Consider the following 15009-nt stretch of genomic DNA (forward strand, 5'->3'; position numbering starts at 1 on the left):
GCCCTCCTTTTTTATATATAGGGAGCTTTGAAGCCATTCAAAGACTCTCCTCTTTTATCCATTAATTCAATACATCTTTGCGTGAGAAAACGGTAAATGAAATAATTAGCGAAACCAATGCCCAAACGCTCAATACACTAAGGGAAAACGTTAAATCCATACCTTTGATAGGTGGCAAGCCTCCGGTCAAATACTTGGTTAAGTCCAAATTAACCATAAACAAATATTTCGCTGTTTCCCAGGAAGACACCATGTTCGAAAGGATCGTACCTGAAATTAGAACGGCTAGCATGACCCCCATACCAGCGGCAGTTGAACGGATTAAGACCGAAAGCATCAAAGACATCAAGGCGACCACCACAGCGGAGAACCAGACAAGCCCGAACTCCATGAGAAGGAAGAACCATTGATCTACCGCACGAACCAGACTGAAATCCACATCTGATCCTGTTAACTGAATCCCGGTAAACACAGGCATCGTCCAGCCATTGTAGCCAAAGACAACCCCCGAAATTAAGTAACTGAGCACGCCCGTGGACAGGACAGTTAGTGAAGTAAAGAAGATGACAGTAATTAATTTACTCAATAGGATTTTCCATCGCCGGACGGGTCTTGTCAACAATAATTTAATAGTCCCCGTAGAATGCTCCGACGATACGATGTCTGCGGAAATCACCATGATGATCAATGGAATGAATAATCCGACAGCATTTTTCACAAATTCACGGGTAAATGTCACCGCATTCGGTGAACTTGGATCGACATTTTTATCTAAATAATAGTTAGCTACCTGAATCTGAACACGCAGCTGCTGCTTCCACTCATCCGGTGTTCTTGCTGATCCTAAGCGCTTCTCCCAGTCCGCAATTTTCTGGCGTTGGTCCGCTTTCCAATCGGTCGTCCCGAATTGTTTTTGTGTATTTTGCGCCACACGCATCTGGGCATATGTGAACATAGGGATTAGCGCAAGCAGGATAAGTAAGATGACATAAAAGCGTTTTTTCTTAATCATTTTTATACATTCATTTTTGACAAGATCCACCAAAATACGCAATTCTCTCACCTTCCCCTATTGAATGGTTTCACCTTCGGTTAGGCTCAAGAACAGATCTTCCAGCGTTGGATTTTTGATTTCTACAGCAAAGAGGCTAATTCCTGCTTCCATCAATTGCCGACTTAGCTCGGGAACATGTTCTTGATCCATCTGGGTTACGATTGGCTTGCCCAAAGTTCGTGCATGAGCGGAAGCGTCCTGTTCCATTCCCTCAACCGCATGTACGAGCGGCGACGCAAGTAGAAGCCCCTCAGCTTGTTCGGCCGGAGACACGGTCCAGATCACTTTACCGCCTTGTGCAATCAAATCCTGAACTGCGCCGACTTGAATTACCTCGCCGTGGCTAATAATCGCCACCCGGTCACACATTTGCTGAATTTCACTGAGCAGATGGCTGGACACAAACAAACTCAGCCCATCTGCAGCCAGCCGCTGAATGAATTCCCTCATTTCCTTAATGCCTTGAGGATCCAGACCATTCGTAGGCTCGTCCAATATCAATAAGCTGGGGCGCCCAAGCAGTGCCTGGGCAATCCCCAAGCGCTGGCGCATGCCCAGTGAGTAAGTGCGTACTTTATCATGAATTCGTTGATCCATCGAGACAATCTCGACAACCTCCTGGATTCGCTGCTGATCCACATCCGGCAGCATTCTGGCGAAATGCTCTAAATTCTCCCAACCGGTTAGATACGAATATAACTCTGGATTCTCAACAATACAACCCACTTGACGCATGGCTTGATCGTGCTGCTTATGCACGTCAAACCCGCAGATCTGGATCGACCCCTCTGTCGGACGAATTAAATCAACCAACATTCGAATCGTGGTCGTTTTGCCTGATCCATTCGGGCCTAAGAAACCAAAAATCTCACCCGCATACACATCAAAAGATATCCCTTTGATAATCTCTTTGTTTTTGATCTTTTTCTTCACATTCTTGACCGACAAAACCGTTGTTGGTGCCGCACCTGATCCGTTCATCTACATCGCCCCCTATTTCAAAATTTGTACGATTCGATCAGCAATCCGTTCATATCCGTCACCATTGGGATGAAAATGATCGGCCGATGACAAATATTTGATCAAATTTTGTTCAAATAAATCATAGGTAGGGACAATCACCATTTGTGGATATTGATTCGTCAATTCGAATACACGGTTATTCCAGCGCTGTACGATTAACGAACCTTCTTTTTTCGGATCCAAATCAAGGAAAGGATGATATAAACCGACATAGAGCACGGTAGCTTTAGGATTCGCTTGATTAATCGCCTTTAGGATCTTGTCCATCTGGAGTAAGGCAGGCCCCAAACGTTTCTCAGCCGCTTCAGGATTGAATTCAGTTTGATTTTCACCGCTAAAAAGACCTTCCCCACCGGCAAAAATATCATTCCCACCGATCGTCAGCAAAATAATATCCGCTTGAGCGAGTGCATCTTGCGTCTTTTTGAGCGTAAGATCCTGCAACAACTGATCACTCTTATAGCCCGGGATCGCTAAATTGTTAAGCACAAATACCGGTTTTCCGGTTTCTTTCTCCAACTTCTCGCGAACACGGCCTACATAACCTTTGCCAGTATTATCGCCGGTTCCAGCTGTTAAAGAATCACCGAGTGCAACAATTTGCAGTTTGCTTCGACTTTCAATCATCGTTTCTTTTTTGGGAGTTGCTGTAACAATGTTAAGATCCCCGGATGCTTTCGGAAACCATATCTGATTCGCCGCATATGCAAAACCTACAGCGAAAACAATCGTGGAAATGGATGCGGTTAGGCCAATTGCCCCCCAGATGTAACGGGTTGATCTCAATGAAGTCCCCTCCTGCGAATAAATGGCATAATTCACTCTAAGAGTATAGCTTCTTGCCTAATTTTGCAAACGTTACAATTCAGATCTGTTCAAAAAGGGATCATTCGTTCGTATTCAATGCCTATTAAACCTAGCCTGCGGCTAGGTTCTTGGACATTTTGGCGAGGGGATAAATTAGGAACGCTAGAAGTGTTTATGCCTGTTTTGGGCTCTGCAATGGCAAAGAGCGTCGTGTGAAAAGGAACTATGATCCTCTATATGGCGGGAAATGGGGTAAACGTAGCATGAAAGGGAACTGAGATCCGCTATTTAAGCCAAATCTGCCGATTCCAACCGGGAAATGGATACATAGCGGATCGTAGTTCCCTCTGGCGTGGAATATGGCGGTTTTCAGAGTGATAGCGCCCTGTAGTTCCCTCAAACTCGCTATCCTGAAACATTTTGCTAAAAAAAGCCGATTAACCGCCATAGCAGTTAACCGGCTTGCGCTTGCTTCACACCGCATCTTGCAGGAATTTATACTGAGCTTGAATGAGGCCATAATAAATCTTCTGCTCTTTCATCAACTCATCGTGGTTGCCGATCTCCATCATTCGACCATGGTCGAGCACAACGATTTTGTCCGCATTGCGAATCGTAGATAAGCGATGAGCCACGATAAACGATGTCCGACCTGCCAGAAGCGTCTTGAGCGCTTCTTGAATTTTCAACTCTGTATCCGTATCAATACTCGCCGTCGCTTCATCCAGAATCAGCACTCGCGGATTGGCAAGCAGCGCTCTAGCGAATGAAATCAATTGCCGCTGCCCCATGGACAGCACATTACCTCGCTCCTGAACTTCCGTATCATAGCCGCTCGGCAGCGCTGCAATGAAATCATGGGCATGCACAGCCTTCGCTACATCCTCAATCTCACGGTCTGTTGCGTCCAAACGTCCGAAACGAATGTTCTCTCTTATCGTACCCGAGAAAATAAAGGTGTCTTGCAGCACAACACCGATTTGCGAGCGCAAACTTTGAATCGTTACCTCGCGAATATCCTGACCATCAATCAGGACTCTTCCTTTATTCGGATCATAGAAGCGGCACAAGAGGTTCATAATGGTACTTTTGCCTGACCCCGTATGTCCGACGAGCGCTATGGACTGACCAGCCTGTACGTCCAGTTGAATGCCATTCAACGCAGGGCGGCCAGGTTCGTATTCAAAAACCAAATTTTCGAATTTCACATGACCTTGAATACTTGGCAAAGCTTTGGCATTGTCGATTTCAGCCACACTAGGCTGTTCATCCATAAATTCAAAAATACGTTCCGCGGATGCCATTGCGATAAGCAGCTGCGAATACATTTGCCCCAAACGTGTGATAGGCTCCCAGAAATAGCCGATATATGTAGCAAAGGCAACTAACAAGCCCACAGATATTTCTTCGGTTTGAATGAGATGCGCGCCTAGCCAGAACAGTATGCAATAACCGATCGCCCCAGTAATCTCAATCAACGGTCCGAACGATTGGTTGAGCATGGAAGCGCGGTTCCAGGACAACCGATTGACCATGTTCATTTTGGTAAAGAAATGAATATTCGCCTTCTCTTGACTATAAGCTTGAGTCACCCGAATCCCTTGAATACACTCATTCAAATGCGCATTTAAGCGAGATTGCTTCATGGTAACGTCCTGCCAGGCATGACGAATCTTTTTGCGCAGCTTGGTAGAAATCAAGAACATAATCGGTACTGTCACGATGATGGCAGCGCCTAACTTGAAATTATAAGTCAATAGGATAATAATAATACCGCACAATTGAACAACATCGATCAATAAGTTAACGACACCGTTCGTAAACAAATCCTGCAAAGAATTCACATAGTTCGTAACCCGTACAAGTACCGATCCAGCGGGCCTTGTATCAAAGAATCGGAACGAAAGCTTCTGAATATGGCTGAATAAATCATGACGCAGATCGTATATGACCCGTTGTCCAATCATATTCGTATACTTGATACGAAACGTATTAGCAAGCCATTGGATGATATAAACAGCAAACATGATACCAACGATGATGAGCAGTAAATGGGTATCTTTCGGGATGATCGCTTTATCAATCGCTTCACGGATTAACAAAGGAACCGTCAGTTTGGTAATCGCGCCAACCAGCATCATCACAATAATAATTGGCAGCATTTGCTTGCGGTAAGGCTTCATGTAGCTAAATAAACGTTTCAATTGACCCCAATCAAAAGGTTTGTCAATCAATTCATCATCCTGATAGACGAAGCGTTGACCATCTTGCGACTGCTCCTGATTGTCAGAAGCATCGGCTTGCTTAGCATGCGTACTCAATGTGCTAACCTTCTTTCTTGCGCAATGACTTGATTATGAGCTTCTGTCTCTGTGTCTATCTCCTTAGCGGCAGCAGCTTGCTCGTCACCAATAGCTTTGGGAGGTTGATCTGCGTACTGAATTTGATACGTTTGGCGGTAAAGACCTTCCTGTTGGAGCAGATCGAGATGTTTGCCCCTTTGCACAATGCGGCCCTTATCCAACACAATAATTTCATCCGCATGTTTCAAAGAAGAAATCCGGTGGGCAATAATGAAGGTTGTACGCCCTTTCATAACTTCCCCGAATCCAGCTTGAATTTCATGTTCGGTTTCCATGTCGACTGCACTGGTTGCGTCATCCAGAACAAGAATTTTCGGATCTTTGAGCAGGGCTCTGGCGATCGCTATCCGCTGTTTCTGACCCCCTGACAAGCCCAAACCACGCTCGCCGACAACGGTATCATAGCCTTCCGGAAGTTCCATAATGAAATCATGAGCTTTGGATAATTTGGCCGCTCGGACGATCTCTTCCATGGACACTTCTTTGCGTCCATAGGCGATATTGTTACGAATTGTCGAAGAAAATAAGAATGTTTCTTGAAATACTGTTGCGATTTGATTGCGGTAGGATTCTAGCTGCAACGAACGAATATCCTTACCATCTAGTTGAACCTGACCCTCTTTGACGTTATACGCTCTCATGAGCAAGGAAATCACTGTCGTTTTGCCTGACCCCGTACTCCCCAGCAGACCGATTACCGATCCTGGAGGCGCGTCTACGGTAAAATCATATAGCGCAGGCTGTTTCTCCGGATAAGCGAAAGTCACATGATCGAAGCGCACATGTCCTTGAACGTCTTCCGTTTGCAAAGCCAGGGCATCTTGTTGATCTTTTACATGCATGTACTGATGCAGAATTTCCAGAATTTTCTCACCGGAAGCTTTCGTTTGGGTAAAGTTATTGATATGAAAACCCAATCCCCACATCGGTCCAATAATGTACCAGATTAAGCTGAAGCAGGCTACCAATTCGCCTAGCGTAATCGTGTCCTGAATGACCATATATCCGCCTGCGCCAAGCAAGGTGACGACACTCAGATTCGCCAAGACTTCCATAATCGGAAAATATTTGGCCCATATCCCGGAAGTTTCGATGTTCATCGTTTTGTAATCTTCATTTCGCGCTGAGAATTTCGTTACCTCATGCGACTCGCGGGCAAATGACTTGACGGTCCGCACACCTGTGATATTTTCTTGTACCGCTGTCGTCATTGTACTCAGCGATTGTCGGACCATCCGGAAAGCCGGGTGAATTTTACCTTCGAAGCGAATAGCTGTAAATGCCAGAAAAGGCATTGTAATCATCGTTAGAAGCGCTAGTTTCCAGTTGATCGAGAACATCATGCCCATCCCGAAAACAAGCATTAAGACAACGTTCAAAAGCTGAGCAAAACCAAACCCGATAAACTGTCGAATGCCTTCTAAATCCGCTGTCATCCGCGACATCAAATCGCCGGTTCTAGCCTGATCATAATACTGAAAAGATAAGTACTGAAGTTTGTTGTAGAGCGCATTCCGTAAGTGATAGGCAACACGATTGCCTAATCTTCCCCCGCATAATCCATGAAGAAATTGAAAAATTCCTTTCATTGAAACAACCAGCACGACCACTAAGGCTAACTTGGGAACGAGCTCGAATTGTTTCTTCGCAATTACGTTGTCGATTAAATACCTGAGTAAATTCGGATACACGAGACCAAGCGCAGTTGCCGTTGCTAAACATAAAATTGCTCCGAAAAATAACTTTCTTTCTGGCCAGAAATACGGCTTCAGTTGCCTGAACACATCCACGTCGGGTGTCCCCTCCTCAGAAGGATAATTTGGAAAAGCTAGGTAAGCGTTTTAATACTTAATGAATCTTAACACCATCACTAGGAGCGAGCAATCAGAGGAAAACAGGATATATACGCTTAATAGACCATAACTTCACAAAATCTTGCAGGAATCCCCCCTATTCTTTAAAATCATCCCGATAACCGCCAATGTAAACCCTTACATGACGATACAAAAAAAAGGGTTGGCCAAGTTCCTAAGAACAGAGCCAACCTTTAGATTTTTCAAGATACAAAGCCTTTTAATTGATGCTGTTTGGATATAAGTTCGTCTAAATCGATCTTCATTTCAAGCGCATCACGCATTCCCTCTGCATGCTCTTGCCACTGTCCAAGCATTCGCGTCTTCTGCTCAAGCAGCCAGTTGTCCAATTGATTGGCATAAGCCTCTTCAAGTTCCAACGTTCGGAGTTCCATAAAGTGTGCGACAGGCGCTTGAACACGATTTTCCAAATCTGCACGCAATTTGCTTTTGCCATCGCCCTCGAAAAATTGCTTAGGATTTTTGAAATGACTTTGCAGCAGCTTGAGTGTAACCTCCGGGACTTCCAGCTTCGCTGATATTTCAGGTGTAACGAATGCTGTTGATTCATACACGCCGCTTTCGTAACCATCCATGACTTGGCGAAGCTGCTCTTCCCAGCGTTTGACTCGATTGCCGCTGATCGCATTCATGCGATTCTCAACCCGAAGCGTCGTTGCCAACACTTCTTGCGACAAATCGTACCCAATCATGCGCAGCAATTCATTCCACGCGGACTGAAGGGCTTGCTTGGGATCTCTGGCTTCATCACGGAATGTGGACGGATTAAAAGCATAATTGTAAAGCTCGCCAAAGCGATATGTTGTCCGCTGCTTCACATAGTATAAAAGCTCCTGGATTTCTTTTTTCAGTTCTTTGATGTCGGCATCAAACCAAGTTGCGGCCACGAGATCAGCCCCGGTTTGCTCATCCTTCTGCAGCTGAGTCAACTGCATTTTCCGTTGTTCCTCGCCGGATTGGGCGCGTTCCAACCATTGCTGCATGGTAGCGATAGCTCGATTCAACTCCAGATTGGCGGAATGAATCGCCACTTCGCTAAGTTCATTGAATGTGAACTTGACAAATTCTTGTTCAAAAGGTTGAATCCCTGATTGGACAACCAGTTCTTCATTCCCTTTTATTTTCCCTTCGGCCGCCAAGTAACTGGAAATAGGGTAGATCCGCGGATTTCGAATGCCATGCTGGACTAAATTCGTTTCCACGTGCTTAATTACGCCATCGAGCTCCTCCGTGCTTGCCGCCAGATCGGCCGCATTCACAATGAAAAACATTTTATCCATTTCAAAGCTGTCTTTCACACGTCCAAGCTGTAAAAGGAATTCACGGTCCGCTTGTGAAAACGCGTGATTGTAATAGGTCACGAACAATATGGCATCGGCGTTCTTAATATAATTAAAAGCTACCCCTGTATGTCGAGCATTGATAGAGTCTGCCCCCGGTGTATCCACGAAGATGATCCCTTGATCGGTTAACGGATTGGAGTAATATAATTCGATAAATTCAACAAAACAGGATTTGGATTCATCCGCAACATAGCCTGGAAAATCTTCTTTGGTAATCCGCAACTCTTGGCCTAACTGATTATGCGCAAGTGACCAGCCTTTCTCTACCGCCTTCAAAAAGGAGTAATGCGGCTTTCCTTTGGCTGTAACGTCCGTTGGAGATAGGGCGCTTATTCGTTTCAACGCGGATGTCATATCTGCGGCTTGCACGCCGAGTATGTCAAGTGAATAGAGCACATCTTGCTCAATAGCGTCCGCTTTCTTCATCTTCACTTTGGCTGTGCCATGCGGCCAACCTTCTTGCGGCGGCATGATCTTATTGATCGCCGCCGTCGTTGGGTTCGGCGAGACCGGCAGCACTCTTTCGCCAATTAACGCATTGGCGAATGACGATTTGCCAGCACTGAAGGCGCCGAACAGCGCAATCGTGAACGTCCGCTGCCGCAGACGTTCGGATTTCTCGCGCATGGCGCGCGCAATCGACCGCATCGACGGCAATCCGTCGATGAGCGTGGAGGCCGCCTGCAAGTCGGCGGCCTTGCGCTCCATGCGCCTGCCGTGTTCACCCGAGGTGAACGCGGCAGGCGCGGGCGCGGCTGCCTCCACAGGGGCAGCCTTGACGCCTGCGGCCGCCGAAGCTGTGGCGGCGGCCTGCAGGATCTTATCCAGGGAGGTCGCGGCCAGCGCCCCGCTCAGCGGGGCGGCTGCCGTCTCCTCCAGGGGGGTGAACTGCTGCGCGTCCGGCAGCGCCGGCGCAGGAGGTCTAGGCCAGCTGGCCATGCGCAGCAGCTGGGCTTCTGCCTCCGCCTCGGATTCCTCGAGGCGCTGCAGTTCCCTGTAGGCGCTCAGGCGAATGCCAAGCGCCTCAAGCTCAGCCGCAAGCGAAGCTGCGGCTGGCACGGAGTCCTCGCGCACAGCAGCCGCGAGCAGATCAATCACCGCAAACGCCAGTTTGCGGTACTGCTGTTTCAAATCAGCAGCAATCTGCTTCATGTAATTCAACGTATATTCGCCGCCAAAGGTAGCGCCGGCATTCACTTGCGCACCCAGCCATTGCGTTGTCACAACGACCTGTAAAGCTTCGATCTGCGCGATGAGCGCTGGATCGTATTGCCCCTGGCTTTGCGCTGCCTTCTTCAAAGCATCGCGCAGATGCCAGTCGAGCTGCGCTTCCACCTGTTCAGCCAAGTCCGCCTGAAACGCCGCTAGCCGTTTCTCCGTCTCTGCAGCCGTCTGTGCGGCCCGCGAGAAGAAACCTACCTTGAACCCCGGCTTGCGGCTCTCCAAATAGGCGTGAGCCTGATCCCGAGTTAAGGCCGGCGTAATGTTGGCATTCTCAATGATCATGCCAACTTCCTTGCGCAGGCTCGCCGTCAATGCTTCCGGCAAGCCTTGCAGTACCTTCAGCTCCTCCTGCTTGGCAGCAGCTGTTGCCTGAACCTCTTGCACGTCGCCTTCTTGGCTGATCCTATCCAGGAGCTCATCTTTCTGCGGCTCATGCTGCTCAGCCAACCACTTGCCGTGCTCAGCAGCCAGATAGCGCGCGGAGGCGTCGATGCTGAAGCTGCGCAGCGTATCACCGCGCTCAATCAAACGGCTGAGGAGCCATTGCAGCTTTGCATATTCATTATGCGGATGACTCGGCTCCTTCATCGTTACGAACAGCAGGCCGTCCGGTTCAATGCCCCAGCTAAGAAACGCCTGCTTCGTACCTTCTTGATACTGTGCGAAGGGAAGCTCCCACTCTTTGTGCTTATCAATCATATTGACAATAAGATAGAGCGGCTTGCCCCACTCCTTCATTTTCTTCGTGAAGGCAAGGTTGACTTCAGACTGCACATGATTGTAATCCATCACATAGAAAACAACGTCAGCCAAATGCAAAGCCGACTCCGTAGACTGGTGATGCGCATCATCCGTTGAATCAATACCTGGCGTATCCAACAGCGCTGTATGCTCACCTAAAAAAGAGATTGGATATGTAATTTCTACGGTTTCAATATCTGTGCCGTTCACGCAATAGGCATCCAATTCATCCAAAGCGATGGTTGTTTGTCTCTCTTGCTGAGCAGCGCCCTCGCCTTTTGCGCGATGACTTACGTGCGCTCCAGGTGCCCCGTTGCGAATGCTTACGATATTGGCACTGGTTGGAATGGGACTTGAGGGCAGCAAGGTATGCCCGCAAAGCTGGTTAATCAAGGTTGATTTCCCCGCTGAGAAATGGCCACAGAACGCAATGTTCATTCGATCAGTGTGCAATTTATCGAGCAATTGTCCTAACTTGATCGCATTATCGTGATCCCCGGTCGTTTGCAAAACAACCTGCATCTTCTTCATCGCATCCGGCATAACCGAGATGCTTGTATCTATCGCTTGCGTCATTCGTACATTCCGCTCCTTATTCAACATTTCACCCTATTGCGACCCCTTAACGTACAGAAAAAAATCTCCCAGAGGGAGATTTGTCATTTAGGAGATAACGGCTTTTTCTTTTTCCGGCAAGAAAATTTCAAAAACGTCACGGTGCTGCAAGATCGTGATATCGGAATCTTTGACCTTCATAACAACAACTTCAGTTTTTGTTTTCATTTTGTCTATGTAGTTCTGTGGAACCTCACCAGATTCACTGACAGTAACACCTTCTATGACTTTTTCTTCGTTATCAGCTAATGGTGTATTAATCACTTGCTCAAAAATATCAGAGAACAATTCGAAGCTATTCGTGTATACGGCGATGCATTTCATTTCAAATCCCATCCTTTGTCTGCATATCATTTGTTTGTAATAGTTTTCCTAATTGCGCCTGGTTTCATACGCTTCTTCCCTTCACGGCATATATCCAACAGCGGGCATACCGTGCACATCGGGTTTTGTGCTTTGCAGTGATAACGGCCAAAGAAGATCAAACGATGATGCGTCAGCGTCCATTCTTCCTTGGGCACCTTCTTCATCAGTTTCTTCTCAACTTCTAGCACCGAATCATCCCAACCTACCAGGCCTAATCGTTTGGCGACTCGTTCGACATGCGTGTCAACGGCAATCGCAGGAACACCAAATGCGTTCGATACCACGACATTCGCCGTTTTACGGCCTACACCAGGGAGCTCGACCAATTGCTCGTGCTTCTGGGGAATTTCTCCATCAAACTTGTCCAGTAACAGCTGACACAATTTCTGAATATGGCTTGCCTTATTTCGAAATAGTCCAATCCGACGAATATCCTGCTCAAGCTCCCCCAAGGGAACTGCCAAATAATCTTCAGGTGTCTTATATTTCTGAAATAAATCCAATGTCACCTTGTTGACGGTTTCATCGGTACATTGCGCTGACAACAAAACAGCAATCGTGAGTTCAAACGGATTACTATGGCGCAGCTCACAATGTGCATCCGGAAAAAGTTCAGCTATGGTATCCAAAATATGCCTTACGATTTTCTGCGTCATGTCTTTACTTCCTTAGGGACGTAATATTCTCCAGTTTAGCGAATTGTGCGGGTAGAATCAATGCTTGAAAGCGTCAAAATGCGAACATTTTCTAAATAATTGCCATATTTATTTTTAAAATGAATAAAAAACCGCCTGCAGCAGGAGAAAAGCTCCTAACTTACAGACGGATGAGCATGCTGTTTTGTTCAAAACCTATTTTTCAATCTCAACAAGTTTGTTATCCAGGACGTAGATTGTAACAATATCACCGCTCACAAAAGAGGTTGGCGCTACGAGATCTGTCCCTTTGTGATAATAAGCTCGAGGGAAAATATTATAAGTAGTTTTATCACTGGATGTTGTTGCTTTGAAGTTAAATTGGTTGACGATATTGTTGTAGTTGTCCACTTCGCGTTTGGAAGCCACGGCAACTTGAATGAGCACTTTATCGCTCGCATCTTTCATCACTTGAACACGATCCCCCACTTTGATAGAGGAGAAACTCCAATCCAAGCCGCCATTCAATTTAACTCCATAGTTGCTGCCTGCATTAATAACTTGATTCTTGCCAGAGAAGTCCTGAATCGTTAAACTTGTGCTCGCTGCATTCACCGCTGTGACTTTACCGCGAACCGGAGAAATAATCTCAGCTTTCAAAACGGCAAGCCCTTTGAACGTCAATTTCACATAATCATCAATGGCAAAATCGGACAGTGTTCCAACGGTTTGATCTGCTTTAACAATCGGTACACCATCTAAGGAAATGGCAAAAGTCGTATTAGCCTCATCGGTGACAGTTAATTGTTTGCTATTCACATTAATAATTGCAGTTTTGTATAGGGCTGTCTTGCTTGTCACAATTTTCGTTACAATCCCTTGATCGAAGCTGAGAAGCAAACTAACATTATCCCCCACTTTTAAATCAGACAGCGTGCTATTCGGCTTATTGGCAAGCTCAACTTGCGGCGCATACGTCAGCTTGAACGTTAAGTTTTGACCGCTGTCCGTTTTTAAAGTGATATTATTCGTTTGCAAATTCAATTGCGTTAATGCCCCGTCCAATTGGGCGGACATTTTAATTTGCGTCACGGTATTTTTGGAAACTAATAAATCCACATATTTCCCAGCAGTAAATGTTCCGCTGAAACTTGAGAAAGGAAGTGAAGTTCCTGCATAAGAAATCGAAACCGTATCCGTTAATTTATAAGCGTGTAGATCTCCTTTATTATCTATAACAGTTAATGCTTTTGACACAGTATTATAGCTGTCAATCTTAGCAAAGTAGAGATTATCAATTGAACGGTTCGTAACAGTAATTAACGTAACTTTGTTATTCAACACATCTAATTTCAGCTGATCTCCTGGCGCAATATCATAAATACTCGCCGTATCTAAACCATTGATTTGAACTCGAACATTATCTGATAGTAAATAAGCAGCTAATGCGGAGCCAGTCGCCTTAGTAATGGTAAGATAGGTCTTGTCATCACTTAAACCCTTAAGTGTCCCCTCCACGCTTACGCCAACATCCGCTTGCTTTTTGACAACGACCTTCACGACTTCGTTATTCTTCACCGTGTAGTCAACGGTATCTCCCACATGCAGGGAATTGATATCCACTAGCGTGTTATCCGCCAAAGTTGCAACCAGGCTGCTAGAGAAACTATATGTTTCCGCTTGTCCCGATGCTGTTTCCAAAATGGTAACTTGCAAGGCATCTTTGTTTATTGTTTGAATAGCACCTGTTGATGTTTTGTTTACAGGAACTTGTTTCACGATAATGGATGTATATTTATCTGTCTTTACAATCTTGCTTTTGCGCAATTGAATCTTGCTGCCTGCAACAACATCCCCTAGACTTAGCCCGCGCCCTTGAGCGTCTGTCACACTAACATCCGATGCCAAGTCATAACTCTCATAATCATCCAACGTTGCTTTCATCGTTGACAGGTTTAATTTTAGCAAGCTGCCTTCTTTAATATCCAACTGCAATTGATCACTTAGAATCTCAACATAGTATGCAGTGCCATTGACTTGAACGATGGATACTTCGTACGTTTCTTCAAGTGTATTTGCTGCAATTGCTGTATCATTCTTGTTGCCATAGAACACAGCATTTGAGGACAATTTATATGTACTCGTATTGCCGTCTTTATCCATCAGACCAATGCTGCCGCTTGTTAAAGTAGTCAAATAGCCTTTTTTGACACGTGAAGGCAAATTCACTAATTCCTTTTGCGAACGGCTCAAAAATGCCGCCATCTGCGCGCGTGTCACAGCCCCTTTGGGTTGAAAAGTGCCATCTTCAAACCCGTCAACGATTTTGAGTGCGACGGCTGCATTGACATAACCGAGGGTCGTACTGCTGATCGTGCTGTTATCTTTGAACGCCGTTGTGGTCGATGATAAACTCTGCGCAAAGGAAGCTTTGCCAATCGCCTTGATGACAACTTCTGCAACCCATTCTCTCGTTGCTTTTCTTTGTCCCCATTTGTCCTTGGACTTATCGCCTGCGCTTCTTTCTTTCTCTTCCTCATTGGAAATGAGTCCCTTTTGAAGGGCAATAGCTACATAATTACGAGCATAATTATCTACAAGCATGAAATCAGGGAAAACTGTTGACGTTGTCATGGCATCGACTTCGCCTTGCAGACCCATCATCCGAGTGGCCATAATCAATACATCCTGCTGTGTAACGGAATTCTCCGCACGGTAAGCACCGTCTTCAAATCCATCAATAATGCCTTCCAGAGCCAGTTTGGATATATGACGAATACCCCAATAATCCGTACTTACGTCAGGAAATGAAGTTTTAACAGTCGTTGCACTCGTTTGTGGTGTCTGTGTAGATTCTGCCGCCAATGCCGGTGTTCCCGCCAAGCTTGTTACGATTAATGAACTTACAATTGCACTAGCCAATTTCTTATTTTTCATCGTTGTTATGAACTCCTCTGCATCGCC

9 protein-coding genes are annotated in these 15009 nt (G+C 46.0%); all 9 read right to left on the minus strand.

The annotated features are described in order from the left end of the window. Positions 1-61: 61 nt before the first annotated feature. Complete coding sequence (locus LOZ80_RS16895; protein ID WP_283214770.1) at positions 62-1054, minus strand: DUF2705 family protein; 993 nt, start codon at positions 1052-1054, stop codon at positions 62-64. Positions 1055-1069: 15 nt separating this feature from the next. After that, positions 1070-2035, minus strand: a complete 966-nt coding sequence (locus tag LOZ80_RS16900) for an ABC transporter ATP-binding protein (protein WP_238172462.1) — start codon at positions 2033-2035, stop codon at positions 1070-1072. A 12-nt stretch (positions 2036-2047) separates the two neighbouring features. Next, positions 2048-2863 (minus strand): GDSL-type esterase/lipase family protein, encoded by an 816-nt coding sequence (locus tag LOZ80_RS16905; protein ID WP_238172463.1) that lies wholly within the window; start codon positions 2861-2863, stop codon positions 2048-2050. A gap of 494 nt (positions 2864-3357) precedes the next feature. Further along, entirely contained in the window at positions 3358-5205 is a 1848-nt protein-coding gene (locus tag LOZ80_RS16910) for an ABC transporter ATP-binding protein (RefSeq protein ID WP_238172464.1), read from the minus strand. Further along, positions 5202-7037: an ABC transporter ATP-binding protein gene (locus LOZ80_RS16915; RefSeq protein WP_238172465.1), complete on the minus strand. Its 1836-nt coding sequence runs from the start codon at positions 7035-7037 to the stop codon at positions 5202-5204. The genes LOZ80_RS16910 and LOZ80_RS16915 overlap by 4 nt, the downstream gene beginning before the upstream one ends. Positions 7038-7303: 266 nt before the next feature. After that, on the minus strand, positions 7304-11005 hold the full coding sequence (locus LOZ80_RS16920; protein WP_238172466.1) for a dynamin family protein: 3702 nt from the start codon (positions 11003-11005) through the stop codon (positions 7304-7306). An 87-nt stretch (positions 11006-11092) separates the two neighbouring features. Continuing rightward, positions 11093-11368, minus strand: coding sequence for an NAD/NADP transhydrogenase alpha subunit (locus LOZ80_RS16925; RefSeq protein WP_189017760.1), 276 nt, complete (start codon positions 11366-11368; stop codon positions 11093-11095). A gap of 26 nt (positions 11369-11394) precedes the next feature. Continuing rightward, positions 11395-12066, minus strand: coding sequence for an endonuclease III (gene nth, locus LOZ80_RS16930; RefSeq protein WP_189017763.1), 672 nt, complete (start codon positions 12064-12066; stop codon positions 11395-11397). A 195-nt stretch (positions 12067-12261) separates the two neighbouring features. After that, positions 12262-14982 carry an S-layer homology domain-containing protein gene (locus LOZ80_RS16935; protein ID WP_238172467.1) on the minus strand — a complete coding sequence of 907 codons (2721 nt, stop codon included), beginning with the start codon at positions 14980-14982 and terminating at the stop codon, positions 12262-12264. Positions 14983-15009: the final 27 nt, after the last annotated feature.

The sequence above is a fragment of the Paenibacillus sp. HWE-109 genome (genome assembly GCF_022163125.1).
Lineage (GTDB): Bacteria > Bacillota > Bacilli > Paenibacillales > NBRC-103111 > Paenibacillus_E.

What these genes read in the sequence shown, in the direction of transcription:
- LOZ80_RS16900 (WP_238172462.1), bottom strand. Translation starts at nt 2,035, where the DNA reads ATGAACGGATCAGGTGCGGCACCAACAACGGTTTTGTCGGTCAAGAAT.
- LOZ80_RS16920 (WP_238172466.1), bottom strand. Translation starts at nt 11,005, where the DNA reads ATGACGCAAGCGATAGATACAAGCATCTCGGTTATGCCGGATGCGATG.
- LOZ80_RS16925 (WP_189017760.1), bottom strand. Translation starts at nt 11,368, where the DNA reads ATGAAATGCATCGCCGTATACACGAATAGCTTCGAATTGTTCTCTGAT.
- nth (WP_189017763.1), bottom strand. Translation starts at nt 12,066, where the DNA reads ATGACGCAGAAAATCGTAAGGCATATTTTGGATACCATAGCTGAACTT.
- LOZ80_RS16935 (WP_238172467.1), bottom strand. Translation starts at nt 14,982, where the DNA reads ATGAAAAATAAGAAATTGGCTAGTGCAATTGTAAGTTCATTAATCGTA.